Below are 25,274 nucleotides of genomic sequence, written 5' to 3' on the forward strand. Positions count from 1 at the left end.
CCACAGTGAACAGGGCGCGGGCATGCTCCACGCCCGACGAGTGGGGTCGGTTCTCTCTCACGTGCCACGTCGCGCGGACGGCGATGTGCGTCGCCGTTCACTGTCCAATGACCTCGGGCTCGCGCACCCGGTTGCGTTACCAAGTCTGTTGCCTGATAACGGATTGGTCACTACGCCGGAAATCGTCACCGACCAATCCGGTTGCCTGCGTTATCGATTCTTGTCCAAACGCTTCAGTGGTACTCGTCGAGCCCTTTCAACAACGCGATGTTCTCCGCCTCATCGGGATCGGCCGCGGGCGTCTCGAGAAACGCCCGCAGCACCTCGACCGCCACGTCCGGCGCCAGCCGCTTGAGACTCATGGCGAGCACATTGGCGTCGTTCCACAGCCGCGCACCGCGGGCCACCCACGGGTCCCAGGCGACCGCGGCCAGGACCCCCGGCACCTTGTTGGCCGCGATCGCCGTCCCCGTCCCGGTCCAGCACATCACGACCCCGAGCTCGGCCCGCCCCTCGACCACGGCCCGCCCCACACCGGCCCCGAGCTCCGGCCACGGCAAGGCATCGATCCGCACCACGTCATGCCCCGCGTCGGCGAGATGCGCGAGCACGGCGTCGGTGGTGGCATTGCGGTCATCGGCGGCAAAGGCGATACGCACACCCCCATTGTGCCGCCCACGCGTGAACGGCGACCGGGGCCGACCGCGCCGACTTCCGGACGTCGGCCGGCCGCTCCTCCAGCGCTCCGGTGCTTGGCCGGCCGGTCTTCCGCGTCCGCTGAGCATGACGGCCGCCGCACCGACTGCGGCGGGACGGCCGCGCGACGCGCTGCGCGACGGTGGCGGAACGGCCGCGAGGCGGGACGGCCGCGCGAACGGTCACCGTTTGGCCGGGGGCAGGGGTGCGCCGGGTGGCGGCGCGGCGACGCGAGGGCGTCCTCGGCCGGTCAGGCCAAGGCGCGGGACGCGGCGGTGTAGGCGCGCTCGGCGGTTTCGCGGACCTCAGCGCGTACCAGCGAAACGGGTTTGCCTTTTTGCAGGTCACGGCGGATCTGGGCGTGCAGGGTGCGGTCGATGCCGGACAGGATCGCCGCCGCCCACCAGGCGTCCGGCTCCGGGCGGCCGGACTCGATGAGGGCGGTGGCGACGGCCTCCTCGGCGGCCTCGCCGAGCAGCCGGAGCCGGGCCTGCAGGGCGGGGCTGTCCTCGACGACCTTCCAGAAGCGGGGGGAGTCCGGGTGCAGGCCCAGCGTCGGCTCGTCGCTGTCGAGCTCGGCCCGGAACAGGGCCAGGGCGGCGCGGGCGGGGTCGGTGGCGCCGCGGACCGCGCCGGCCAGGCGGGCGATCACCTCGTCCTGGCGGTCGAAGAACAGGTCCTCCTTCGTCGCGAAGTAGTTGAAGACCGTGTTCACCGAGACGCGGGCCGCCTCGCCGACCTCGGCCACCGTCACCTTGTCGAAGCCGCGGTCCATGAACAGCGCCGTCGCCGCGTGCGCGATCGCCGTGCGCGTCGCCGCCTTCTTCTCCGCCCGCAGAGCCATGGGGAAATCCTAGCGTCAAACCAAATTTGGTGTGACACCAAAATTCGGCTACGGTCGGCCCATGACGATGACATTCGGCATCTACGCGGGCGGGCTCGGCGCGGACCCCGACGGTTCACCGCTCCCCGGGCCGCCGGAAGACCCCGAGCGGACCGCCGGGCTGCTCGACGACCTCGGTGTGCAGATCGTGCGGGGGTACCTCCTCTACAGCGACGCACTCGGCGCGCACATCGAGGCGCCACCCGCGCCGTGGCAGCACGCGGTCAACGGGCGGAGACTCGACCTCGTCGTGTGCTTCCACGAGCCCGGCGACGACCTGCGCGGCTGGTGCGAGTTCCTGCGCACGCAGCTGCGCACCCACGGCGACCGGCTGGCCTCGCTGCAGGTCGCGGAGGAGGCCAACCACGACGGGCCGGGCGGCGACGCGGGCTACCCGGCGGTGCGCCGCGCGATCGTCGAGGGTGTCCTGGCCGCCAGGGCCGAGGCCGACCGGCTCGGGATCGACGTCGGCATCGGCGTCAACTCGACCCCGATCTTCGACCCGGAGCAGGAGTTCTGGGCCTCGCTCAAGGAGATCGGGCCGGTCATCGACTACGCCGGCCTCGACTTCTTCCCGGACGTGTTCCGGCCGCTGCCCGACCTGCGGGCCGGGGTCGAGGGCGTGCTGCGGGGGTTCCGGGAGGCGAGCCTGGCCGCGGCCGGGGTGCCCGCGACGACCCCGATGTGGATCACCGAGAACGGCTGGGGGACCGGGCCCGGCCGCTCGCCCGAGCGCCAGGCCGAGGTCGTCGACGAGGTCGTCCGCACCGTCGCGGCACAGTCGGCGGCGCTGAACATCACGGCCTACGAGCACTTCGCACTGCGCGACTGCGACAGCACCGTGCCGCGGCCGATGTCGCAGTTCGGCCTGGTCACTTCGGACTACCGGCGAAAACCGGCCTTCGAGACGTACCGCCGGCTGATTGTGGAATTTTCGTAGTTTCGTTTCTGCATCTCACAACGCAGCGGCCCGCGTCGTGGCGAACGCGGGCCGCTGCTGCGAAAGGGAACTTGCTGGTCTGGTTACGGCGCCTCGCCGAGGGTGACGGTCACGGTCTGGTCGGCGCCGTTGCGGTTGACGATGACCTGGACCTGGTCGCCGGCCTTGGCCCCCTGCACCGCGTTGATGAGCGACGTCGCGTCGGTGACCGCCGCCGAGCCGAACTTGGTCACCAGGTCGCCGGTCTTCAGGCCCGCCTTGTCGGCCGGCCCACCGGCGACCACGCCGCCGATCAGGGCGCCGTTGGTGCCGTCGGTGAGCTGCACCCCGAGGTACGGGTGGCTGACCTTCCCGCCCTTCGCGAGCTGATCGGCCGATGTCCGGGCCCGGTTCGCCGAGATTGCGAAGCCGACGCCGATGTTGCCGCTGTTCTCACCCGCGGTCGCGATCGCCGTGTTGATCCCGACGACCTCGCCCTTCAGGTTGACCAGGGCCCCGCCGGAGTTGCCGGGGTTGATGGCGGCGTCGGTCTGGATCGCGTCGGCGATGGACTTGCCGCCCTGCTCACCCTCGATCGTGCGGTGCAGCGCGCTGACGATCCCGGCCGTCACCGACCCCTGCAGCCCGAGCGGACTGCCGACGGCGAGCACGGTGTCGCCGACCCGCAGCGCGTCACTGTCACCGAACTTCGCCGGCGTGAGCCCGGAGACATTCTGAATCTTGATCACCGCGATGTCCCCGGCCGGGTCGGTGCCGACCACCGACGCCGACGCCGTCTTGCCGGTGCTGAACGTGACCGTGAGCTTCGTGGCCCCGGCGACCACGTGGTTGTTGGTGATGACCTGCCCGTCGGCGGTCATGATCACGCCGGACCCCTCGGCCTCGCCGGTGCTGATGTCGACGACACTGGGCAGTACCGCCTCGGCGACCCCGCCCACCGACGAGCGGTCGAGGTTCGGCGCCGCGTTCTGCGTCACGACCGTCGGCCCCGGCGCCGCCCCGGTCTTGTCGTCGGCGAGCTTGTTGGCGACCAGCCCACCACCGAACGCCGAGGCCAGCGCGAGCACGACCGCACCGACCGCGATCAGCGGGACGCGGCTGCCGCGCTGCTCACCGGGGTGGCCGACCTGGTGCGGCGGATACCCGGGCGGCGCTGCGTACGGGCTGCCGACCTGCGGGAACGCGCCGGTGTTCGGGCCGTACGCCGCGCCGGTGGAGATCGGGGTGGTGGCGTGGCCGGAGTAGCCGTTGGTGCCCGGCCGGCTCCACGGCGAGCCCGGAGCCCCGGACGCCGGGGCCGCGGGCTGCGGCACGGTCCGCTGCGGCACCGTGGGCCCGCCGAAGGGCGCATAGGTGGGCGGCTGCGGGGGAGCGACGGACGGCGGGGCCGACGCCGGGTATGACGCGGGGGGAGCGGAGGCCGGGTACGACCCCGGCGGGGCCGAGGCCGGGTACGACGACGACGCCGGTGGAGCCGACGCCGGGTAGGCCGGGCCGGCGGACGGCGGCGGCCAGGATCCGTGCGGCGGCGGCGCTGCGGCGGGCTCCTCGGGCTTCGAGGCGGAACCGGGCGTCGCGCCTGGCTCCGGGTTGCTCCACGGACGGTCCTGGTCACTCATGATGTCCACATTGCACCGCGCGCCTGCCACGAAACTGGATTCTCCCTGGGAGAAAGCCGAGAGCCGCAGACCGGGCAGACTTCGTGACATGGTGAAAAATCGTGATAAGTCCGAAAAATCCGGACTGCGGAGCGTCTGGATTTTTCATGGTGGGCTGGTTTCGTGAAGCGTCTGGATTTTTCGTGGGCCGGTGAGCGAGGGCCGTCACGGTGCGGGTGTATCGAACTCGGACGGATGCTGTGTCGGGCTGGTCGAAGATGGTGCGGACGAAGGTCGCGACCCAGGGCCGCGACCTTCACGAGCGTGACCGTCGATCATGACGAAGGGCGGTCGGCCGACGTGCTGCCGGCCGCCCCTGGTGCGGGAGGGCTCAGGCCGTCCAGTCGGGCCTCAGGGGGTACGACGAGACGCCGTCCTTCGTAGTTTTCGTGGCGAGGATCTGGTGCAGCTGGATCTCGTTGCGCTCGAACGCGAGCCGCGACCCGGCCATGTACAGGCCCCAGACGCGCGCGGTGCCCAGGCCGACCTCGGACACGCAGGCGTCCCAGTTCTCGACGAGGTTGCGGTTCCAGCCGGTCAGGGTGAGCGCGTAGTGCAGGCGCAGGTTCTCCTCGTGCTGCACCTCGAACGCCGCGTCGTGGGCCTCGGTGACCAGGCGGCCGGGGGCGGCCAGTTCGCCGTCGGGGAAGACGTAGCGGTCGATGAAGGCGTCCGGCTTGCGGGAGGTGCGGCTGTGCGCGCGGGTGATGCAGTGGTTCAGCAGGCGGCCACCGGGCTTGAGGCGGTCCCGCAGCGCGCGGAAGTATGCCGGGTAGTTGCGCAGGCCGATGTGTTCGGTGAGGCCGATGGAGCTGACCGCGTCGAAGTGCTCCAGGGGGGCGTCGCGGTAGTCGAGGTAGCGGACCTCGGCCAGGTGGGACAGGCCCTCGCGCTCGATCGCGGCCTGGGCCCACAGCGCCTGCTCCTTGGAGAGCGTGACGCCGAGGGCGCGGACGCCGTATTCGCGGGCCGCGTGCCGGACCATGCCGCCCCAGCCGCAGCCGACGTCGAGCAGCCGCTGGCCGGGCTTCAGCGCCAGCTTGCCGGCGACGAGGTCGTACTTGTTGGCCTGGGCCTGCTCCAACGAGTCGGCGGGCGAGCGGTAGACGGCGCAGGTGTACGTCATCGACGGGCCCAGCACCATCTCGTAGAACCGGTTCGAGACGTCGTAGTGGTGGTGGATCGCGTCGGCGTCGCGGCCCTTGGCGTGGCGCAGGCCGAGGCCGGCGAGGGTGCGCTTCCAGCCGGGCGTCGACTCCTGCGGCGGGGGCGGCGGCGGGCGGAGGCGCTCCCAGCCGAGGCCGCGGACCAGGCGCAGCGCCTCACCGGCGGAGGGCATGCGCAGCTGCAGGCCGCCGACGAGGGCGAGCAGCGCGTCGTACGGGTCGCCCGGGTGCACGCCCTGGACCTCGAGGTCGCCGGCGACGTAGGCGCGGGCCATGCCCAGGTCGCCGGGGGCGGTGAGCAGGTAGGACAGGCCGCGCTCGGAGGCGACGTGCAGGGTGATCGGGGCGTCGGCGGGGCCGATCGTGCTGCCGTCGTAGGCGGTGATGCGGACCTTCGGCTCGCCGGCGGTGACGGCCCGCACGATGTCGGCGACCTTGGGGACCGGGGGCCGGCGGCGCGGTCCGGGCACGGAGCCGGGGGTGTTGGTCGTTCGGTAGGTGCTGGTCATTTGCGCCCCACAACCTTGTCGTAGAGGTCGGTCAGTCGATGATCGGGGTCGTAGCGGTCCTTGGCGGCGCGGTAGGCGGCCCCGCCGTAGAGCCGGTCGAACGTCTCCCGGTCGTAGTAGGCGTCGGAGTAGAGGGATTTGTGGCCACCGAGCTCGAAGACCTTGTCCTCGATCAGCCGGTTGACGTCACCGTCGCAACGTCCGGGCTCGATTGGCACAGTGCCCCAGAACCCGACATTCACGTATTTCTGTCCGGCGTGCATCGGATACAGCGGCCACTCCCGATCCCGCAGTCGCAAAGGACAAAGCCACAGCGGCGCCATTGGTACTGCCTGTGCGAACCACGCCAGGAATTCGCCTGTGCGTTCAAGTGGCAGCTCGACGTCCTGGACGACCCGTTCCCGCTCGAGCTCACCGCGCCACCGGCCGATGCGGGCGGCGACGCCGTAGCGGTTCTCCCAGCGCACGATGCGGTGGTACACGTCGCTGCGGCGATACTGCCGGGGCCAGACCCGCCGCACGGCCGGGACCTGGGCCCCGAACGCGGACGAGCACCAGAACCAGTCGGTGTCCCAGCGCCACAGATAGTCGTAGGCGGACAGGCGGTCGGTGGCCTTGGCCCGCAGCGACCGGTAGTAGATGTCCTGCCCGGTGTAGTCGCTGGTGGGGCCGGCCGCGGCGGCCTCGTCGGAGAAGGTGCCGAGCACGAGGTAGGACTCGCCGGGGCGGAACACGACGCCGTCCATGACGTCGACGTGGCGGCCCTGGTGCTCCCCGGTGTCCATCACCGTGCCGACGAGTTCGAGCAGATCGTCGATCCGGTCGAAGCGCACGTTGGTGGTCCGGACCTCGGCCGCGATCGGCATCAGCTCGATGCGCAGGCGCGTGGCGTACCCCAGGCTGCCCAAGGAGTTTGGAAATGCTTCGAAGAGCTCGGCGTGCTCGCCGTCCGGGCGCGCCGTGACGATGTCCCCGGTGCCGGTGAGAATGTCCAGCTCCAGCACCGACTCGTGCGGCAGGCCGTGGCGGAATGAGGTCGCCTCGATGCCGAGCCCGGTCACCGCCCCGCCGAGGGTGATCGTGCGCAGCTGCGGGACGACGAGCGGCATGAGCCCGTGCGGCAGCGTCGCGTCGACGAGGTCCTCGTAGGTGCACATGCCCTGCACCTCGGCGGTCCGCGCCTGCGGGTCGACCGCGATGACCCCGCCGAGCCCGCTCACGTCGAGCCCGTGGCCGATCTCGGCGCGGGGCCGGAACAGGTTGGAGGTCTTCTTCGCGAGCCGCACCGTGTCGCCGGGCGGGATCGCGGCGTAGGACTGCTGGAGGGTCTGCACGGCCTGGTGGTGCGCCGCCCAGCCGACCGGTTGACTTCGAGTCACGCAACCACCTCGCCGTTCGTGCGACTTCCCCGTCGGCGCGGCCCGAGCTGAAGCCGAAGCGGAGGCGCGCCTCAGCCCAAACTTGCACACTCCGCAAGATCAGCCAACGGCTGGTGACTGAACTCACGCTGCCCAGGTGCATCCGGCCGAACCAGCGATGCGAGGGTGCATTTGTGGAGCATCTGATCGAGCGTTACTTCGCCATGTGGAACACCGGCGATGCCTCGGCCGTGTCCGACATCCTCGCCCCGGTGTGGCTGGATCACAGTCACCCGGAGGTGGCGACGCCCGCCGCCGTCGCCGAGTCCGTCACCCGGATTCGGGCCGCCCGCCCGGCGATGCGCTTCGCCCTCGACTCCGTCACCGGGCCGGTGGCCGTGGGCCGGGCCGAGAACCCGCCGGCCGCGCCCAGCCTGCTGGCGTGGGTGTTCACGTCCGACGGGACGCACCTGACCTCGGTCCGCACCTACAAGGCGATGTGAGCAGAATGTCGGCATGGACGATCAGCAGTACTGCCGCCTGCGGGTGATCGGCGAGAACCTCGACCTGGCCGGGTCGCCGGCGGGGCTGCGGGCCCTCGCGTCGACGCTTCGCGAGGGCGGCGCGGCGGTGACAGTACCGATGCGAAATGGGTCTGTGCGGCAGGAGCGCGGGGACGGGGCACTGGTGATCGAGCTGCGGCCGGCGCCGACGCTCTATCTGCGCGGCTCGGATTCGGCCCTCGAGGAGGTCTGGGCGGCGCTCGAGGCGGTGGCCGGCGCGATCCCCGAGGAGGGCGCGGCCGCACCGCATCGGCACGTCGAGCCGGCCGGCAGCCGGGGCCTCGTCGTCACCCTCGACTCAGCGGACCCGCTCGCGGAGCTGGGGCTCTAGAACCGGGCCCAGGTTCAGGTCCGCTCCGCGACGCCGACGAGGGTGGCGAATACGGCCGGGTCCTCGGCCGGGTCGGTGTCCGGCTCCGGGTGCCACCGCGGGCTGCGGACCAGGCCCGGCTCGACCGGGCGCCAGCCCTCGAGGAGCTCGGCCAGCTCCGTCTCGTCGCGCATGACGACCGACAGGCCGGTGCGGCTGTAGAGGTCGGTGAGCTCCTTGATCGCGTTCGTGGCGTGCGAGACGGCCACGAGGCTGCCGGGGGCCAGGGCGTCGTGGTAGGTGCGCAGGGCGGCCCGCAGGTCCGGCGTGTCCGGCACGAAGTGCAGCATCGCCACCAGCAGCAGGCACACCGGCTCGGTCAGGTCGAGCAGCGACTTCACCTGCGGGTCGCCCAGGATCTGGCCGGCCTGGTGCAGATCGGCCTGCACGACGGCGGTGAGCGGGTCGCCGTCGAGGATCTGGCGGGCGTGCACGACCGCCGTCGGGTCGATGTCGACGTACACCACCCGCGCCCGCGGATCGATCGAGCGCGCGACCTCGTGGACGTTGCCCTCCGTCGGGATTCCGGAGCCGATGTCCAGGAACTGGCGCACCCCGCGGCCCAGCGCGTAGCGGATCGCGCGGCGCAGGAACGCGCGGTTGGCCCCGACGATGTGCGGGATCGCCGGCACGAGCTCGATCGCCCGCCGCGCCAGGGCCCGGTCCACCGCGAAGTTGTGGTGCCCGCCCAGGTAGCAGTCGTAGATGCGGGCGGCGCTCGGGCGGTTGGGGTCGACGCTCATGTACTACATAATTCCGAAATGTCGGATCTGTGAAACGCAAAGTCACGATCGTTCTACTGTTAGTGAGGTGCGGTGGACGGTGCGGCTGGCCGAGGGGCTGCTGGAGGTGGCGCCCGACGCGTTCGTGGTCACCGGCCGGCACGGCCGGATCCTGCTGGCCAACGCCGCCGCCCGGGAGCTGTTCGGGTGGGACGACCTGCAGGGGCGCAGCGTCGACATCCTGGTGCCGGCCGACGGGCCGTCGATGGTGCCGCGGCTGGCGGCGTACATGGACGGTGTGCACCCCGTCCGGCGCACGGGGCAGCCGCTGACCATGGTCCGCGCGGACGGCGTGCAGTTCCTGGCCGACATCGCGCTGTCCGTCGTCGACGGGGACGAGGAGTCGCTGCTCGTCGCGACCATCCGCGACACCGGCGCCGACGGGTTCGACCCCGCGCAGTCGCTGCTCGCCTCGATCGTGCAGTCCTCGCACGACGCGATCGTCACCACCGACCTCGACGGCCTGGTGCTGTCGTGGAACCCGGGGGCGGAGCGTCTCTACGGGTACGCCGCCGGGGAGATGGTCGGCCGCTCGAAGGACATCATCATCCCGGCCGATCGGCGCCCGGATGAGGCCGAGGTCCGGGCGATCGTCGGCGCGGGCGGCCGGGTCGACCGCCACCGCACGACCCGGCTGCGACGAGACGGCACCGAGCTCGCCGTCTCGATGCTCGTCTCCCCGCTGACCGGACCGGACGGGCGCACGGTCGGTGTCACCACCATCACGCGCGACATGAGCGAACGCGAGCGGGCCGAGGCGCGGATGCAGGTCGTGCTCGACGCGGCCCCCGACCCGCTGCTCGGCGTCGGGGACGACGGCCGGATCGTCCTCGCCAACGCGGCCGCGGAGCGGCTGTTCGGCTTCCCGCTGCTCGATCTGGCCGGGATGCGGGTGCAGCGGCTGCTGCCCGGCGGCATGCGCGCGGAGGCCGGCGCGATCGCGATTGCCCGCCGCCGTGACGGGGACGAACTGCCGGTCGACATCACGCTGAGCACGCTCGAGGGCGAGGACGGCGTAATCACCCTGGCCGCGGTGCGGGACATGAGCGAGCGGCTGGCCGTCCTGGCCGAGCAGGAGCGGCTGCGGGCCGAGGCCGAGCGGCAGAAGGACGAGGTCCGCCAGCAGCGCACCCAGCGCCTGGAGAGCCTCGGCCAGCTCGCCGGCGGGATCGCCCACGACTTCAACAACCTGCTCGCGGTCATCCTCAACTACGCCGAGTTCATCGTCGAGGACGGTGCCGACACGCCGTTCGCGATCGACGCCGAGCAGATCCTGCGGGCCGGCCGCCGCGGCAGCGAGCTGACCCACCAGCTGCTCGCGTTCGCCCGGCGCGAGGTGGTACGGCCCAAGCCCCTCGACGTGAACCGGGTCATCGGCGAGGTGCAGCAGATGCTCAACCGCTCCCTCGGCGAGCACATTTCGCTCGTCACCGACCTCACCGACCCGCTGCCGACCGTCGTCGCCGACGCCGGGCAGCTGGAGCAGGTGCTGGTCAACCTCGCGGTGAACGCCCGCGACGCGATGCCGGCCGGTGGCCAGCTCACCATCGACACCGGGCTCGTGCACATCGACGAGGGGCATCCGGCGGTGCGCGACGGTCTCGGCCCCGGCGGGTACGTGCGGATCCGGGTCTCCGACACCGGCACCGGCATGCCGCGCGAGGTCATCGAGCAGGCCTTCGAGCCGTTCTTCACGACCAAGCCCAGCGGCGAGGGCACCGGCCTGGGCCTGGCCACCGTCTACGGCATCGTCGTGCAGGCCGGTGGCAGCGTCCAGATCTACTCCGAGCCGGGCGTCGGCACCACGATCTCGGTCCTGCTGCCGGGCAGCGACGCCGAGGTCACCGCCGAGGACACCACCCGGGCCGCCCGCCCGCCCGGCCGCGGGCAGACGGTGCTGGTCGCCGAGGACGAGCCGGCGCTGCGCGAGGTCACCACCCGGATCCTGCGGCGGGGCGGCTACACGGTGCTGTCGGCCGCGGACGGGGTGGCGGCGCTGCACCTGGCCTCGGAGCACGGCGGCCAGATCGACCTGCTGCTCACCGACGTGGTGATGCCCGGCATGCTGGGCCGGGTCCTGGCCGAGCGGCTCCTGCAGCTGCGCCCGGCGACCCGCGTGCTGTTCATGTCCGGCTACGCCCAGCCGGTCCTCACCAGCAACGGCATCCTGGACCCGGGCGTGCACCTGCTGGAGAAGCCGTTCACCGGCACCGACCTCCTCAACGCGGTGGCCGATCAGCTGCTCCCGGCCTTGTGAAAATGGACGTTCATTCATTATTCTGCGGGTATGCGAGGCAGTAGTCGCTCCGCGGAGCATGTGGCGCTCTTCCGCGCCCTCGAGCACAGCCGCCGGCACGACCGGCTCTTCGACGACCGGCTCGCGGCCCGGATGCTGCCGCAGCGCTACCGGGCCGTGGTCGCCGCGTCGCGGGTCCCGGCCGTGCACCGGTGGATCGTGCGGTACATCGACACGCACTACGCCGGCGGCCCGCGCGCCTCGGCGGTGGTGCGCACCCGCCTGATCGACGACCGGGTCGAGGCCGCGCTCCGGGCCGATGCCGTGCAGCTGGTACTGCTGGGCGCCGGCTTCGACAACCGCGCCTACCGCATCGCCGCCCCGGTGGCGTTCGAGGTCGACCACCCCGCGACGCAGGCCACGAAGCGCCGCCGGGTCCCCGCCGCGCAGGCGGCCACCGTCCGGTTCGTCCCCGTCGACCTGTCCCGGGACGCCCTGGCGCCGGCCCTGCTGGCGGCCGGCTTCACCGCTTCGGAGCCGGCGGTCGTCGTCTGGGAGGGCGTCACCAACTACCTGACCGCCGAGGCCGTCGACGGCGCGTTCCGGGCCCTGGCCGCCCTGCTGGCCCCCGGAAGCACGATCATCTTCACGTACGTCGACCGGGCCGCCCTGGACGGCACCGGCGACTTCCACGGCGTCGCCGAGTGGCACGAAGCGGTCCAGCGCGGCGGCGAGCCGTGGACGTTCGGCTTCGACCCGGCCGGGCTCCCGGCGTACCTGTCCGAGCGCGGCCTGCGCCTGACCGCGGATCTGTCCACACGGGACGCCGCCGCGAGTTACCTGGACCCGCTGGGCCGCACCGGCGAGCCGACGGCGCAGTTCTACCGGATCGCGGTGGCTAGTGCCTAAAGTGGACGACGCCTACTTCGCCGCCAGGCGCCGCCAGATCCTGGACGCCGCCGCGGCCTGCTTCGCCCGGGAGGGCTTCCACCGCACGTCGATGCAGGACATCGTCCGGGAGTCAGGAATCAGTGCAGGCCTGATCTATCGGTACTTCCTGGGCAAGGACGACATGATCGCCGCCATCGTCACCGAGTGGCACGAGCGGCGCACCACGATGCTCGGCGACGCCGACCCGGCCGAAGGCTATCTCAACGTCCTGCGGGCCGTCGGCGACCCGGCCGCCCGGCCCGAGCTGCAGCTGGCCGTGCAGGTGTGGGCGGAGACGGTCCGCAACCCGGCGATCCGCGAAGCGTCCCGCGCCAACGTGGACCGCCCGATCGAGGCAGTGGCCCCGTTACTGGCCGGCCTCACCGACGACCCGACGTCCCTGGCCCGCGTCTTCATCGCCATCTACCAGGGCCTGGTCCTGCAGACGCTGTGGGACGACACCGTCGACCACGAGGCGTTCATCCGGGCGGTGGCCACGCTGCTTCCGGCGCCGGCGAATCCACGGCAGGGCCCCGACCAGTAGCAGGATCGCGGTCAGCGGCACCTTCCACAGTGGACCGATGACGCTGGGCGGCGGACCCGGGCCGGCTTCGGCGGTGTGCGCCTCGGCTTCGGCGGTGGGTGCCCGGACTTCGGCGGTGGGTGCCTCGGCTTCGGCGGTGTGCGCCTGGACTTCGGCGGTGTGCGCCCAGACCAGAAACGCGTCCCCGATCGGCAGCAGCCCGAGCCCGTAACGCTTGGTCGAGAACGTGTCGACGGGCACCCCGGCGACCTCCCCGAAGTGCTCCATGCCGTCGGCCAGCGAACGATCCCCATTCACCCGGGCGGCCCCGACGGCAACGACGGTGGCCGAGAGCGAAACCCCGAACGGCAACGGCCCGCTGTCGACGTCCCCGGCCCCGTCCGTCCCCTTCGGATACTCCCGGACCGCCGGCCCGAGCCCGAGCGCCCGGACAACGAACCGATCCCGAAACCCCAGATACTGCTCCCGGGCGAACACCGGGTCCACCATGGGCAGGAACCGCAGGATGACGCTCTGAGAACTCCCGCGGGCCCCTTGCAGTGCCGCACCGGAGGCGGGGTCGACAACGTGCGGCAACAACCCGGTAGCCGAATCGAGCCGCTGCCTCGCCGCCCCGAGCCACCGCTGCACGGTAGTGTCATGAGCCGGCCCGAGCACCATGTCATGCAGGCGAAGCGAAGCGATCCCGACAACGGAGTCGACCGGCCACGCCGACCCGGGGTAGGCCTGCAGAAACGGCGACGCGGAAGCATCGAACGCGGCCGCGATCTCCCGCGAAGCCTCGTCGAACCGCCGCGCTTCCCCCCGCGTCCGGTCGCGACGCACAATCTCCCCGAGCAGGACGTTGCGCCACCCCGCGTAGAAGATCCCGTACCGCGGCGCCAGCCCGGCACTGAACGGCGCCGTCCCGCCCGGTCCGTCGAGTCTGGACAGTGCCCACCGGGCATCATCGACGTGCCCGGTGTCGGCACTCGCCAGCCCATACAGCACGTGCAGAAAGAAGTACCCTTCGGGGAACAGCCGCTGAGCCTCTTCCCCGGCCCCGTGCTCGAGCCGCTCCCGCAGATACGCCAGCTGCCGCTCGTTCCCGGAGACCGGCACGTAGAGGCGCAGCAACCCACTGAGCGCAACTCCCGCAACCAATGCGGCGAAGGCAACCCGCAAGATCCGCCCCATGCGCGCGACGGTAGCGCACGGGGCAAAGGACTTTCACGGCCGCACAACACTGGGCGGCGGGGAACGTGAGGTCAGACGGTTTCCTGCCGCAGCAGCCGAGCCGCCTCGAGCAGCAACTCCCGCGGGATCTCGACGACCTGCTCACCATCGCCGACGGTCATACCGGTGGCCACCGCACCCTGAACGAGCACAGTGTCGTGGCGGGTGCGGTAGACGGTAGGGCAGGTACCGCTACCGCACAGCGTCGTCACCAGTTGCGGGACGGTTTCCGGGGTGGCCGGCGGGACGTCCTCATGGTTCGTCATGTTCCAACGTTAGGAATGAGCGCGACCGTGTACAAGCATCAGAATCTGCTAGTTTGCGTCGCGCCCGGCAGCAGCATGCGTGCGTAGTGAGCCTGGTACTGGTTGAGAAGATCATCGATGGAAGCCACCGCCGAGCGCTCGAGGACGTCGAAGATGCGGCGGTACGGGCGGACCGCCGCGCGGTTGTGTGACTTCAGGGAGCTACTGAAGAGGTCCACGAGGAGCCATCGGTCGTCGACGAGCTCGAACCCGTGGAACGGCGCGATCCGCAACAGCGCATTGTCCGGAATGATCTTCAGCTCAACATTGGGATAGGTGGCGACTTCGCGCAGGCGGTTGATCTGTGCCAGCATGTCTGCCACCCCGCAGACGCGGTTGTGCAGCACCTGCTCCGTGATCAGGAAGTGAAACTTCCGGCCGGGCTGACGGAGCACCTGGTTGCGGTGCATGCGAGCATTGACAGCCTCGGAAACCGCGACCTCCGAATCGACGAGCCGGTCGTCGGCCATCTCATTCTTGACGCTGGCCATGATCGCCCGGGCGTATTCGCTGGTTTGGAGCAGTCCCGGGGCCACCGTGGGCTGGAACACCCGGAGTTCCTTCGCGCTCGCCTCGATCCGGTTGATCTCGCGCTGAAACGCGGCGTTGTCGTGCGGCGGAATCGCCCACTCGGGGAATGGCTGCTCGGACTGCTCGACCAAGCGCTCGATCGCGTCGGGAGGCAGCTCAAGGGCCTCGGCGATCCGCCTCACGTCGGCCGGTTCGGCCGTGCTCGTCCCGGTCTCCAGGCGTGAGATCTTCGCCTGGCTCATGCCGACGCGGCTGGCGAGGGCCTGTCCCGTGATCCCGGCTCGCTTGCGCCAGCGGGCCAGAACGGCGCCGACCGGCTCCACGGGATCGTCTGCGGAGAGGGGCAAGTCGGACATGGCAACTCGCCCCCTTTCCGAACACCCGGCGAGAATACCTAGTTGCCGGCTTGCATAGCCGCGGCCAGGAGCTCCGCGGGAATCTCCACGAGCTGCTCGCCAGCCGGAAGATCAATGGAGACTTGGTCGGCCCGGATGGTGTAACCCTGCACTACCAGAGTGCCGCGGTCGGTCCGGTAGACGGTCGGGCATGTGCCGTTGCCGCACAGTGAAGTGACTAAGTCCAGCTTTGGCGTACCGCCGCCGAGGGCGGCGTCCCTGACGCCCGTATTGTCGGAGTTCACATGCGCACCTTAGTCTGGCCCGCGGGTCCCGATTATTCGGGGGTATGCACTGAAGTCGAGCTCGCGTTGCACCCACTCAACCATATGTTCCACCGAAGGCAATCCCCGCTTCGGGCACAATGCTCACAGTCCGACATCAGAGGGAGTGGCTCTGTACACGGACCGTTGCGAAGAGTGATGAAGGAAATTCATTCACGCGGATGATGATTGCTACAGCGTGCATAGCGGTGCATATTCAAGGGAGAGGGTCACGGAGCCGTAACAAAATCCGCTAGCTGGGTGAACCGGCGGTGACGGGTGATCTCCGTAGCCCAGGTCATGGCCCTCTCCGGTGGATTATGCGTGGCGATGCCGCGTAGCCACCAGGATAGGAGGTCGCCGCTATGTCCTTCCTCGACTCCGCTTCCCCGGCGCTCACGTACCTGGCCGCCGGCGCGGTCTGCCTGGTTGTCGCCCTGCGGTACCTCCGGCGGGCGGTGTTCCTCGGCGGGTCGCCGGTCGGGGCGGCCGCCGCCGCGGCCGTTGTCGCCATCGCGATCGTCGCCGCGCTCGCGATGGTGGTGCTTGCGGCCTTCACTGTCGTGCGTTGAGAAGGAGGGGTACGCATGACTGTCTATGCCGTGATCATTGCGGGGGTTGCGGTCCTGGCGCTCATCGTTACCGAGCTCGTCGCGGCCGCGCTGCCGGTGCTGATCGTCATCACGTTCGTGCCGCCGGAGGAGCGGGAGGCGCTGGCGCGGCTGCTGGCCGCCGTGGACAGTTCGCGGCGGTTCCGGCTCTGGTCGGCGCTCCGGCTGGCGGTGCGGGAGCGGCGGCGGGAGGCGGCACGGGCTCACCAGTGGCAATGGGAGACCGGGCGGGAGCACGCCGGGCAGCGGCGTTAGCCATGGTCCTAGGCGTCGCGGATGACGGCGAGTGCGGCGTGGACGACGCCGCCGGTGTGGTCCAACGCTTGCCGGGCGGCCGAGGGGGACGTCTGGGCAAGCAGGGCCACCAGGGCCACCTTCGGCTCGCCGTCGGCGGCGGCCAGGGCGGTCGTGCAGGCGGCGCTGTCCAGGCCCGTCGCCTGCGTGAGCAGGCGCACCTGGCGGGCGCGGAGCTTGGTGTTGCTGGCGACCATGTCGGTCATCAGGTTCGAGTAGGTGCGGCCGAGGCGGATCATCACCGCGGTCGACAGTGCGTTCAGGACCAGTTTCTGGGCGGTGCCGGCCTTCATGCGGGTCGAGCCGGTGATCGCCTCCGGGCCCGTGTCGACGGCGATGTGCACGTCGGCCAGGTCGGCGAGGGGGGCGGACGGGTTGGCTGAGATCAGGACCGTGCCGGCGCCGGCGGTGCGGGCGGCTCCGAGGGCGCCGGCCACGTATGGGGTGGTGCCGCTCGCGGTCGCGCCGATCGCGATGTCGCCGGGGCGGACCTCGTGGGCGGCGGCGCGGCCCAGCGCCACGTCGTCCTCGGCGCCCTCGGCCGCGGTGAGCAGGGCGGGGGAGCCGCCGGCGATGTGGGCGGCGACGAGGTCGGGGCCGGCGCCGTAGGTGGGGCGGAGCTCGGCGGCGTCCAGGACGGCGAGGCGGCCGGACGTGCCCGCGCCGAAGTAGTGCATCCGGTGACCCGCGCGCAGGGCGGTGACGGCCAGGTCCACGGCCTCGGCGACCTGTGGGAGTACCGCCAAAACCGCTGGTGCCACTTTGTGGTCCTCGGTGTTGATCAGTCGGAGCACGTCCAGCGTGGGGAGGCGGTCGATGTCGGTCGTGGCCGGGTTCCGGTGCTCGGTGGGGGAGAGGCTCACCCGCGGCCTCGTTCGGCCTTGGCGCGCCGGCCGCGGACCGCCTCGCGGGTCGCCTCGAGAGCGGTGCGGGTGCGGTCGTACGTCCGCTGCGCGACCCCGACGAACACGCAGTCCACGACGGTCAGCTGGGCCAGGCGGCTCGCGGTGGCGCCGGAGCGGAACGTGGTCTCCCGGGCGGCCGTGGTCAGCACCAGCGACGCGGCCCGGGCGATGGGTGACTTGGGGAAGTTGGTCAGCGCGACGGTTGTCGCGCCCCGCCGGCCGGCTTCGGTGAACGCCTCCATGGTGTCCATCGTGGTCCCCGTGTGCGAGATGCCGACCGCCACGTCTCCCGGGCCGAGCAGGGCCGCGCTGGTCAGGGCCACGTGCACGTCCGACCACGCGTAGGCGGTGAGGCCGATGCGGTGCAGCTTCTGCTGGAAGTCCTGGGCCACGAACGCGCTGGCCCCGACGCCGTAGATGTCGATGCGCCGCGCCTGCGCGATCGCCGCGATGACCCGCTCCAGGGCGTCGAGGTCGAGCTGGGCCGCGGTGTCCTCGACGGCCCGGGCGTCGGCGTACGCGATGGTCTTCACCACCTGGGCGAGGTCGTCGGACGGGTTGATGTCGCTGCCGACGGCGGTGTGCGCCCGGTCGTCCTGCTGGACCCGGCCGGCCTCGGCCGCCAGGCGCAGCCGTAACTCGGGGTATCCGGAGAGGCCGACCGCCCGGCAGAACCGGATCACCGTCGTCTCGGACGTGTCGGCCCGCTTCGCCAGCTCGGTGATCGTCATCTGCGCCGCGGTGGCCGCCTCGTCCAGGATGATCCGCCCGACCCGCTGCTCGGCCCGCGAGAGCGAGGGCAGCAGGCCACGAATCTTCACCACCGTCATGTAAAAAAGTTACCGAAACACATGCTAATACGTCAATAGTTAACGACCGGCGACGAGCCGGGCCTCGAAGCCGATGCGGTCGCCGCGGTACAGCGACCGGACCCGTTCGATGGGCGTGCCCGCGGGATCGCGGCTGACGCGCTGCATGAGCAGCATCGGCAGGGCCGGGTTGGTCTGCAGCAGCAGTGCCTCCCGGGGACTGGCCAGGGCGGTCTCGATGCGCTCGGTCGCCTCCGCCCAGACGACGCCCAGTTGGTCCTGCATGCATCGGTACAGCGACCCGCTCGGATCGAACACATCGAGCAGACGGGGATAACGCTGCGCCGGCAGGTACGTGGTCTCCAGTCCGAGCGGCTCCCCGCCGGCCAGCAGCACCCGCTCCAGCTGGATCACCGGCGCCTCGGCGGCGATCTCCAGCGCGTCCGCCAGCTCGTCGTCGGCCGGGATGGTCTCCAGGGTCACGAGCCGCCGCCCCGGTTCGATGCCCATCGCTCGCAGGGCCTCGGTGTAGCTGGCCAGCGAGAGGGGGTGGATCAACTTCGGCCGGGCCACGAACGTGCCGCGGCCCTGCTGGGCGGTGAGGCGGCCCTCGATGATCAGCTCCGAGATCGCCTGGCGGACGGTCGAGCGGGCGACGCCGTAGCGGGCGGCCAGGTCGCGCTCCGGCGGCAGTGGCGAGCCGATCCCGAGCACCGCGATCTCGTCGAGGATCCGGGCCTTGACGGCGTAGTACTTCGGTACGCGGCCGTGGGCGGGGATGCCGGCGCGGTGCAGGGCGGACACGGTCGATACCTTAAAACATCACGAGTTGGTAACAGGTACGGACCTTTGAGCCGCGTTCGCGCCGACCTACGCACGAGTTCCCGGCCGTTCATATCGCCTTCCTAGCTTGCGAGCCACAACCAGCAGCAGACGAAGAAGGTGTGTGGCATATGAAGATCACCACTCGGGTCGTGTTAGGCGCCGCCGCGGCCCTGATGCTGCTCGCCGGCACCGCCGCGTGCGGATCGGACGACGACAAGACCTCCGCCGACGCCGGCTCGTCGGCCGCCGCGCCCGGCAAGTTCGCCAAAGACCCCGGCACGCTCGTCTTCGGCGTCGTCCCCGACACCGCCTCCACCCAGCAGAACTACCAGCCGCTGCAGGACTACATCGCCAAGGTCTCCGGCCTCAAGGTCGAATACCGTGAGTCGTCCGACTACGCCGCCCTCATCGAGGCCGCCGTCTCCGGCAAGGTCGACATCGCCAGCTTCTCCGGCTTCACCTACGTGACCGCGAGGAACAACGGCGCCAAGATCACGCCGTTCGCGTCGATCATCACCAAGGCCGGCCAGGAGCCGGGCTACTACTCCGAGGCGATCGCCCCCGCCAACTCGGCCATCAGCAAGATCGAGGACTTCAAGGGCAAGAAGGTCTGCTTCGTCAGCCAGACCTCGACGTCGGGCTACCTGTACCCGAGCTACAACCTGCTCAAGGCCGGCATCGACCCGACCAAAGACGTGACCCCGGTCTTCGCCGGCAAGCACGACGCGTCGGCGCTCAAGGTGTCGCAGGGCTCCGAGTGCGAGGCCGGCTTCGCCGAGGATGTCGCCGTCGAGGCGCAGAAGGGCCTGAAGGTCATCAACAAGACCTTCGTCATCGGCGCGCCCATGACCGTCGCCGACGCGCTGCCCGCCGACCTCAAGGACAAGCTCGTCAAGGGCCTGCAGAACGTCACGATCGACCAGATCAAGGCGGCCGGGATCGCCGGTGCCGACAGCGACAACTTCAAGAAGACCTTCTACGCCCTGGCGCCGGTCGACGACGCGAAGTACGACATCATCCGCGATCTGTGCAAGCAGACCAAGGCCGCGGCCTGCAACGGCTGATGTGAAGGACTGCCGACGATGACGACGGTCAGCGACGCTCCCGCGGTCGAGGTGCGCGGGCTCAGCAAGACCTACGGGCAGGTCGCCGCGCTGCGGGACGTGTCGCTGACGGTCGGCCGCGGCGAGATCGTCGTCCTGCTCGGGCTCTCCGGCTCGGGCAAGACGACGCTCCTGCGGCACCTGAACGGCCTGGAGACGCCGAGCGAAGGCTCGCTGCGCGTGCTTGGCGAGGACCTCACCGGCCTGCGCGGGCGCGAGCTGCGCCGGATGCGCGGGCGTATCGGCATGGTGTTTCAGCAGTTCCATCTGGTCAGCCGGCTCACCGTGCTGGAGAACGTGCTCACCGGGGCCCTGGGGGCCCTGCGCGGGCCGCGCCTCGGCATCGCCACCTACCCGCGGGAGCTGCGCCGCCAGGCCCTGACCCAGCTGGACCGGGTCGGGCTCCTGGAGAAGGCATACCAGCGGGCCGACACGCTCTCCGGCGGCCAGCAGCAGCGGGTCGCCATCGCCCGCGCCCTCATGCAGGGCCCCGAGATCCTGCTCGCCGACGAGCCGGTCGCCTCCCTCGACCCGGAGTCCAGCGACCAGGTGATGGCCCTGCTGCGCGAGATCGCGGCCGAGCGCGAACTGACCGTCATCTGCAGCCTGCACCAGGTCGAGCTGGCCCTGGCCTGGGGGCGGCGGGTGGTGGGCATGCGCAACGGCGGCGTCGTGCTCGACACCCCCGCCGCGGATCTCACCCGCGAGGCCGCGATGCGCATCTACGGTCGGATGACGGCCGCCATGGCGGAGACCACATGACCGCGGTCGACCTCGAAAAGGCGGTCAAACGGCCGAACCCGCCGGTCGCCACCATCGTCGCGGCCGGCCTGCTCCTGGCCCTGGCCGGGTTCGCGATCTGGTCGCTCGACGAGATCGGTTTCACCGCCGAGACGTTCACCGACAGCGTCGACAAGGTCGGCCCGTTCATCGACCGCATGACCCCGCTGCGCTTCCCACCCCTCGCGGAGCTGTGGGAGTCGATCGGCATCACCCTCGGCGTCGTCCTCTGCGGCACCGTCCTGTCGGCCGTCGTCTCGGCCCCGATCGCCTACATCTCGGCCCGCAACACCAGCCCGGCACCGTGGCTCATCCCGATCGGCCGGGCCATCGGCGTCGTCACCCGGGCCGTCCCCGACGTCGTCCTCGCGATGCTGTTCGTGCTGCTGTTCACGCTCGGCTCGCTGCCCGGCATCCTGGCCATCGCCCTGCACTCGATCGGCATGATCTCGAAGCTCTTCGCCGACGCCATCGAGCAGATCGACGAGGGGCCGCGCCAGGCGATCCGCACCACCGGCGCGTCCCGGTCCCAGGAGTTCTGGTCCGGGGTCTTCCCCCAGGTCCTGCCGTCGTGGATCGCCACGACCCTGCACCGGGCCGACATCAACCTGCGCGGCTCCGTCCTGCTCGGCTACGCCGGCATCATCGGTCTCGGCTACGACCTGCGCCTGGCCCTGGAGTCGCTGAACTACCGCCGGGCCATGGCCCTCGCCCTGGTCATCTTCCTGCTGTGCGTGGTCTTCGAAATCATCTCCACCACGATCAGAGCGCAACTGCTGGCGCCGAACGACAAATCGGGCCGGGTGGCCACAGGGCCACGAACGCTCTCGATCGACGCCGCCATGCGCCGCCCGTGGACGAAAGACCGGATCCGCAACACCGGGTCCATCGCCGCGGGCGTCATCGTCCTGGCCGGCGCCGTGTACATCTCCCAGGCCAAGTGGCTCGACCTGTTCAGCTTCTGGGGCCAGATCCCGTTCCTGCTGGAGCGCACCTGGCCCCCGTCGATCGAGCCCCGGACCTGGACCAACGTCTGGGACGCGCTGCTCGTCACCCTGGAGATCGCGGCCGCCGCCACCCTGCTCAGCCTCATCGTGTCGCTGCTCATCGGCCCCCTCGCGGCCCGCAACGCGGCCCCCAACCGGCTCGTGCGCGCCATCGCCCGCCTGATCCTGCTGATCATCCGCTCGATCCCGGAGCTGATCCTGGCCATCGTGCTGATCATCATCACCGGCCTCGGCCCGCAGGCCGGCACCATCGCCCTCGCGTTCGTCGGGGTCGGGCTGCTCGGCAAGCTCATCGCCGACTCCCTCGAAGAGGCCCCGCTCGGCCCGCAGACCGCGGTCCGCTCGGTCGGCGGCACCCGGACCCAGGTGTTCTTCTCGGCCACGGCCCGGCTGAGCGTCCCCGCGTTCGTCGGCCACACCCTGTACCTCTTCGACTCCAACATCCGCTCGGCGACCGTCCTCGGCATCGTCGCGGCCGGCGGCATCGGCTACTACCTGATCGACGCCACCCGCGTCTCCCGCTACGACCAGGTCACCGCATTCGTCATCGTGCTCGTCGCGGCCGTCCTGGTCGTCGAGGGCATCTCGGTGCTGATCCGCCGGGCGCTGCGGTGACGGCTGCGGCCGCCTACGACCTCGCCGTCGTCGGCTCCGGCATCGTCGGGCTCGGTCACGCCGCCGCCGCCCACGAGCGGGGACTGCGGGTCGTCGTCGTGGACCGGGCCAGCGCGATCACCGGCGCGAGCGTGCGCAACTTCGGCCACGCCTGCGTCACCGCCCAAACCGGCCCGGCCCGCGACTACGCCGAACGCTCCCGCGAGCTCTGGCTGCGCTACGCCCGCCGGGCCGGCTTCTGGGCCCGCGAGTCCGGCACGATCGTCGTGGCCCGCGCCGCCGACGAGCTGGCCGTGCTGCGGCACTGGGCGGCCGGCGAGCCGGGCGTGAAGCTCCTCGGCGAAGACCACGTACCGGGCACCGACGTGCTCGGCGGCGCCTGGCTGCCCCGGGATCTCCAGGTCGATCCGCGCGAGGCGGCCCCGGCCCTGGCCCAATACCTCGCCGAGCACGGTGTCGAGTTCCGCTGGCGGACGTCGGCGCTCGGGGCCGAGACCGGCGTCCTGCACACGTCGCGCGGCCCGATCCGCGCGGAGGCGGTCGTCGTCGCCGTCGGCCACGACGTCGACCAGCTCTACCCCGACGTCGCCGAGGCGGCCGGCGTGCTGCGCTGCGGCCTGGACATGCTCCTCGCCGAGCCCGGCACCCTGGCCGAGCCGCTGCCGGCGCCGATCCTCACCGGCTGGTCGCTGCTGCGGTACTCCGGGTTCGCCGGAACCGCGCCCGCCGCCGCCCTGCGCGAACGCCTCGCCGCGCAGCACCCGGACCTCTACGCGCTCGACCTCAACCAGATGTACACCCAGCGCCCCGACGGCACCCTCCTCGTCGGCGACACCCACTACCGCGGCACCGCCGTCACCCCGTTCCAGCCCGAGTCGTCGTTCGAGGCACTGGTCCGCGTCACCCGGGAACTGTTCGGCCTCGAACGACTCCCGATCCGCGAGCGCTGGCAGGGCGTCTACGCGTCCGCGCCCGAGCCGTTCCTCATCGCCGCCCCCGCCGAAGGCGTCCGGATCGTCGCGGTCACCACCGGCATCGGCATGACGACCGGCCTCGGCCTGGGCGAGTCAGTCATCAGCGAACTCCTCGAGTAAGGAAGACCCACATGCCATTCGAGACCGTGGTCCTGGACCTGGCCGGCACGACCGTGGTGGACGACGGGATGGTCGAGCACAGCTTCGCCCGCGCCTACGACCGGGTCCTCCCCGGCGACCCGGGCCGCACCGCCGCCATCGACCACGTCCGCGCCACCATGGGCCAGTCGAAGATCGAAGTGTTCCGCGCACTGGCCGACGAGCCGACCGCGCAGCGGCTCAACCGCGCCTTCGAGGACGCCTACGCGGAGCTTGTAGCCGAGGGCCGCTGCACCCCGATCCCCGGCGCCGAGAAGGCCGTCCGGGAGCTGCGCGAGCAGGGCCTGGCCGTCGTCTTCACCACCGGTTTCGCCCGGGCCACGGCCGATGCCGTCGTCGCCGCCGTCGGCTGGAACGACCTCGCCGACGCCGTCCTCACCCCGGCCGACGCGGGCCGCGGCCGCCCCGCACCGGACCTGCCGCTGACGGCCCTCCTGCGCACCCGCGCGTCCTCGGTCGCCGCCCTCGTCGTCGTCGGCGACACGGAAGCCGACGCCGCCTCGGGGGTCGCGGCCGGAGCCGGACTCGTCGTCGGCGTGCTGACCGGCGGCCGCGCGGAGGCCGACCTGCGGGCCGCCGGCGCTCACGAGGTCCTCGCCGGCGTCGCCGACCTGCCCGCGCTCATCGCCGCCCGGGCCTGACGTTGCCCTCGGCCCGGTACGCCCGCTGGGACGGCGTCGGCCGGCCGTTCCAGTTCGTCGAGACCGACCGGCCGGACCCGGTCGCCGGCGAGACGCTGGTCGAGATCGACCTGGCCACGATCTGCGGCAGCGACCTGCACACGGTCGCCGGTCACCGCCCCGGACCGGCCCCGAGCGTGCTGGGCCACGAGCAGATCGGCCGGACGGTCGCCGGAGACCGGGTGGTCTGGTCGGTGGTGGTTTCCTGCTTCGGGTGTACTCGTTGTGCCCGCGGCCTCCCCCAGAAGTGCCTGAACCTGAGGAAGTTCGGCCACGAACCCTTGACCGCAGGCTGGACACTCAGCGGCGGCTTCGCCACCCACGCCCTCCTGCCGCCGGGCACCACGATCGTCCCCGTCCCCGACACCTTGCCCGACGTTGTAGCGGCACCGGCCGCGTGCGCGACCGCGACCGTCGCGGCGATGCTGGACGCCGCCGACCCGGTAAACGGCCGCCGTGTCCTGGTCACCGGCGCCGGCCTCCTGGGCGTGACGGCCGCGGCGATGTGCGCGGCCGCGGGCGCCGAGGTGACCGTCAGCGACCCCGACCCGGCCCGCCAAGCCCTGGCCCGCCGCTTCGGAGCCGAGCACGTGGTAGGCCCGGACAACCGGCCGCGGGCCGTAGACGTGGCCCTGGAACTGTCCGGTGCGCCCGCCGCGGTCGCGGCCTGCCTGGACGCGCTGGACGTAGGCGGCCGCGCGATCCTGGCCGGTTCGGTCTCGCCCGCCCCGCCGGTCCCGGTCGACCCCGAGCAAATCGTGCGCCGCCTGCTCACCGTGCACGGCGTCCACAACTACCGCCCCGAACACCTCGTGCAAGCCGTAGCTTTTCTGGCCGCCCATCACGAGCGATTCCCGTTCGCCCAGTTGGTAGGAGACACGTTCGCACTGTCACAGCTGGACCGCGCCTTCGAGCAAGCCGGCCGCACGCCGCGCGTGGCCGTGGACCCGCGGAGGTGACGACATGGACGCCGCCGACGCAATCACGCGCGCCGCTGACGCAATCACGCACGCCGCGCGTGGCCGTGGACCCGCGGAGGTGACGACATGGACGCCGCCGACGCAATCACGCGCGCCGCTGACGCAATCACGCACGCCGCGCGTGGCCGTGGACCCGCGGAGGTGACGACATGGACGCCGCCGACGCAATCACGCGCGCCGCTGACGCA

At 71.3% G+C, this 25,274-nt stretch carries 26 protein-coding genes; 14 read left to right on the forward strand and 12 right to left on the reverse strand.

The window, feature by feature from the left end; all coding sequences use genetic code 11:
- Positions 1 to 233: 233 nt before the first annotated feature.
- On the reverse strand, positions 234 to 659 hold the full coding sequence (locus ACIA8L_RS18640) for an RpiB/LacA/LacB family sugar-phosphate isomerase (RefSeq protein WP_395905913.1): 426 nt from the start codon (positions 657 to 659) through the stop codon (positions 234 to 236).
- Between the two features lie 287 nt (positions 660 to 946).
- Positions 947 to 1,540, reverse strand: a complete 594-nt coding sequence (locus tag ACIA8L_RS18645; protein WP_395905915.1) for a TetR/AcrR family transcriptional regulator — start codon at positions 1,538 to 1,540, stop codon at positions 947 to 949.
- A 61-nt stretch (positions 1,541 to 1,601) separates the two neighbouring features.
- On the opposite strand from ACIA8L_RS18645, the gene ACIA8L_RS18650 reads away from it, so the two are divergent.
- Positions 1,602 to 2,519, forward strand: coding sequence for a hypothetical protein (locus tag ACIA8L_RS18650; protein WP_395905916.1), 918 nt, complete (start codon positions 1,602 to 1,604; stop codon positions 2,517 to 2,519).
- An 83-nt stretch (positions 2,520 to 2,602) separates the two neighbouring features.
- Here ACIA8L_RS18650 and ACIA8L_RS18655 read toward each other — a convergent pair whose 3' ends face one another.
- The 3 genes from ACIA8L_RS18655 to ACIA8L_RS18665 form a co-directional block, all read right to left on the reverse strand.
- A complete protein-coding gene (locus tag ACIA8L_RS18655) occupies positions 2,603 to 4,138 on the reverse strand; it encodes a S1C family serine protease (protein ID WP_395905919.1) in 1,536 nt (511 codons plus the stop codon).
- Between the two features lie 370 nt (positions 4,139 to 4,508).
- Positions 4,509 to 5,852 carry a class I SAM-dependent methyltransferase gene (locus ACIA8L_RS18660; protein ID WP_395905922.1) on the reverse strand — a complete coding sequence of 448 codons (1,344 nt, stop codon included), beginning with the start codon at positions 5,850 to 5,852 and terminating at the stop codon, positions 4,509 to 4,511.
- Positions 5,849 to 7,231 (reverse strand): FAD-binding oxidoreductase, encoded by a 1,383-nt coding sequence (locus ACIA8L_RS18665; RefSeq protein ID WP_395905926.1) that lies wholly within the window; start codon positions 7,229 to 7,231, stop codon positions 5,849 to 5,851. Before ACIA8L_RS18665 ends, ACIA8L_RS18660 begins: the two co-directional genes overlap by 4 nt.
- A 173-nt stretch (positions 7,232 to 7,404) precedes the next feature.
- Here ACIA8L_RS18665 and ACIA8L_RS18670 point away from each other — a divergent pair, with 173 nt between their 5' ends.
- Both ACIA8L_RS18670 and ACIA8L_RS18675 read left to right on the forward strand, forming a co-directional pair.
- Positions 7,405 to 7,713 (forward strand): hypothetical protein, encoded by a 309-nt coding sequence (locus ACIA8L_RS18670; protein WP_395905928.1) that lies wholly within the window; start codon positions 7,405 to 7,407, stop codon positions 7,711 to 7,713.
- 13 nt (positions 7,714 to 7,726) lie between these two features.
- A complete protein-coding gene (locus ACIA8L_RS18675; protein WP_395905930.1) occupies positions 7,727 to 8,104 on the forward strand; it encodes a hypothetical protein in 378 nt (125 codons plus the stop codon).
- Between the two features lie 14 nt (positions 8,105 to 8,118).
- Here the strand turns inward: ACIA8L_RS18675 and ACIA8L_RS18680 are convergent, their stop codons facing one another.
- Positions 8,119 to 8,886 (reverse strand): SAM-dependent methyltransferase, encoded by a 768-nt coding sequence (locus ACIA8L_RS18680; RefSeq protein WP_395905932.1) that lies wholly within the window; start codon positions 8,884 to 8,886, stop codon positions 8,119 to 8,121.
- Between the two features lie 67 nt (positions 8,887 to 8,953).
- Between ACIA8L_RS18680 and ACIA8L_RS18685 the strand changes: the two genes are divergently transcribed.
- From ACIA8L_RS18685 to ACIA8L_RS18695, 3 genes are read left to right on the forward strand one after another with little or no spacing between them, the layout of a single operon-like run.
- Positions 8,954 to 11,182 (forward strand): PAS domain S-box protein, encoded by a 2,229-nt coding sequence (locus tag ACIA8L_RS18685; protein WP_395905934.1) that lies wholly within the window; start codon positions 8,954 to 8,956, stop codon positions 11,180 to 11,182.
- A 30-nt stretch (positions 11,183 to 11,212) separates the two neighbouring features.
- Positions 11,213 to 12,070, forward strand: a complete 858-nt coding sequence (locus ACIA8L_RS18690; RefSeq protein WP_395905936.1) for a class I SAM-dependent methyltransferase — start codon at positions 11,213 to 11,215, stop codon at positions 12,068 to 12,070.
- The gene (locus ACIA8L_RS18695; RefSeq protein ID WP_395905938.1) at positions 12,063 to 12,635 is read left to right on the forward strand and encodes a TetR/AcrR family transcriptional regulator; all 573 of its coding nucleotides are present in this window, start codon (positions 12,063 to 12,065) and stop codon (positions 12,633 to 12,635) included. The genes ACIA8L_RS18690 and ACIA8L_RS18695 overlap by 8 nt, the downstream gene beginning before the upstream one ends.
- Positions 12,636 to 13,882: 1,247 nt before the next feature.
- On the opposite strand, the gene ACIA8L_RS18700 is transcribed toward ACIA8L_RS18695, so the two are convergent.
- From ACIA8L_RS18700 to ACIA8L_RS18710, 3 genes are read right to left on the reverse strand one after another with little or no spacing between them, the layout of a single operon-like run.
- Positions 13,883 to 14,116, reverse strand: a complete 234-nt coding sequence (locus ACIA8L_RS18700) for a hypothetical protein (RefSeq protein WP_395905939.1) — start codon at positions 14,114 to 14,116, stop codon at positions 13,883 to 13,885.
- Between the two features lie 38 nt (positions 14,117 to 14,154).
- A complete protein-coding gene (locus tag ACIA8L_RS18705; protein WP_395905941.1) occupies positions 14,155 to 15,042 on the reverse strand; it encodes a helix-turn-helix domain-containing protein in 888 nt (295 codons plus the stop codon).
- Positions 15,043 to 15,080: 38 nt separating this feature from the next.
- Complete coding sequence (locus ACIA8L_RS18710; RefSeq protein WP_395905943.1) at positions 15,081 to 15,326, reverse strand: hypothetical protein; 246 nt, start codon at positions 15,324 to 15,326, stop codon at positions 15,081 to 15,083.
- Between the two features lie 383 nt (positions 15,327 to 15,709).
- On the opposite strand from ACIA8L_RS18710, the gene ACIA8L_RS18715 reads away from it, so the two are divergent.
- Positions 15,710 to 15,916 (forward strand): hypothetical protein, encoded by a 207-nt coding sequence (locus ACIA8L_RS18715; protein ID WP_395905946.1) that lies wholly within the window; start codon positions 15,710 to 15,712, stop codon positions 15,914 to 15,916.
- A 15-nt stretch (positions 15,917 to 15,931) separates the two neighbouring features.
- A complete protein-coding gene (locus ACIA8L_RS18720) occupies positions 15,932 to 16,210 on the forward strand; it encodes a hypothetical protein (protein WP_395905948.1) in 279 nt (92 codons plus the stop codon).
- An 8-nt stretch (positions 16,211 to 16,218) separates the two neighbouring features.
- On the opposite strand, the gene murQ is transcribed toward ACIA8L_RS18720, so the two are convergent.
- Genes murQ through ACIA8L_RS18735 form a run of 3 tightly spaced genes read right to left on the reverse strand, consistent with a single transcriptional unit; the run spans position 16,219 to position 18,743 of the window.
- Positions 16,219 to 17,112, reverse strand: coding sequence for an N-acetylmuramic acid 6-phosphate etherase (murQ, locus tag ACIA8L_RS18725; RefSeq protein WP_395905950.1), 894 nt, complete (start codon positions 17,110 to 17,112; stop codon positions 16,219 to 16,221).
- Complete coding sequence (locus ACIA8L_RS18730; protein WP_395905952.1) at positions 17,109 to 17,984, reverse strand: MurR/RpiR family transcriptional regulator; 876 nt, start codon at positions 17,982 to 17,984, stop codon at positions 17,109 to 17,111. Before ACIA8L_RS18730 ends, murQ begins: the two co-directional genes overlap by 4 nt.
- 39 nt (positions 17,985 to 18,023) lie before the next feature.
- A complete protein-coding gene (locus tag ACIA8L_RS18735) occupies positions 18,024 to 18,743 on the reverse strand; it encodes a GntR family transcriptional regulator (RefSeq protein WP_395906328.1) in 720 nt (239 codons plus the stop codon).
- A gap of 173 nt (positions 18,744 to 18,916) precedes the next feature.
- Between ACIA8L_RS18735 and ACIA8L_RS18740 the strand changes: the two genes are divergently transcribed.
- Genes ACIA8L_RS18740 through ACIA8L_RS18765 form a run of 6 tightly spaced genes read left to right on the forward strand, consistent with a single transcriptional unit; the run spans position 18,917 to position 25,065 of the window.
- Positions 18,917 to 19,852 (forward strand): phosphate/phosphite/phosphonate ABC transporter substrate-binding protein, encoded by a 936-nt coding sequence (locus ACIA8L_RS18740; protein WP_395905954.1) that lies wholly within the window; start codon positions 18,917 to 18,919, stop codon positions 19,850 to 19,852.
- Positions 19,853 to 19,870: 18 nt separating this feature from the next.
- Positions 19,871 to 20,653: a phosphonate ABC transporter ATP-binding protein gene (gene phnC, locus ACIA8L_RS18745; RefSeq protein ID WP_395905956.1), complete on the forward strand. Its 783-nt coding sequence runs from the start codon at positions 19,871 to 19,873 to the stop codon at positions 20,651 to 20,653.
- Entirely contained in the window at positions 20,650 to 22,293 is a 1,644-nt protein-coding gene (gene phnE, locus ACIA8L_RS18750; RefSeq protein ID WP_395905957.1) for a phosphonate ABC transporter, permease protein PhnE, read from the forward strand. The genes phnC and phnE overlap by 4 nt, the downstream gene beginning before the upstream one ends.
- Positions 22,290 to 23,387 (forward strand): TIGR03364 family FAD-dependent oxidoreductase, encoded by a 1,098-nt coding sequence (locus tag ACIA8L_RS18755; RefSeq protein WP_395905959.1) that lies wholly within the window; start codon positions 22,290 to 22,292, stop codon positions 23,385 to 23,387. The genes phnE and ACIA8L_RS18755 overlap by 4 nt, the downstream gene beginning before the upstream one ends.
- An 11-nt stretch (positions 23,388 to 23,398) precedes the next feature.
- Positions 23,399 to 24,067 carry an HAD-IA family hydrolase gene (locus ACIA8L_RS18760; RefSeq protein ID WP_395905961.1) on the forward strand — a complete coding sequence of 223 codons (669 nt, stop codon included), beginning with the start codon at positions 23,399 to 23,401 and terminating at the stop codon, positions 24,065 to 24,067.
- Between the two features lie 2 nt (positions 24,068 to 24,069).
- Entirely contained in the window at positions 24,070 to 25,065 is a 996-nt protein-coding gene (locus tag ACIA8L_RS18765; RefSeq protein ID WP_395905963.1) for a zinc-binding dehydrogenase, read from the forward strand.
- Positions 25,066 to 25,274: the final 209 nt, after the last annotated feature.

This window comes from Dactylosporangium sp. NPDC051541 (genome assembly GCF_044454505.1).
GTDB lineage: Bacteria > Actinomycetota > Actinomycetes > Mycobacteriales > Micromonosporaceae > Dactylosporangium.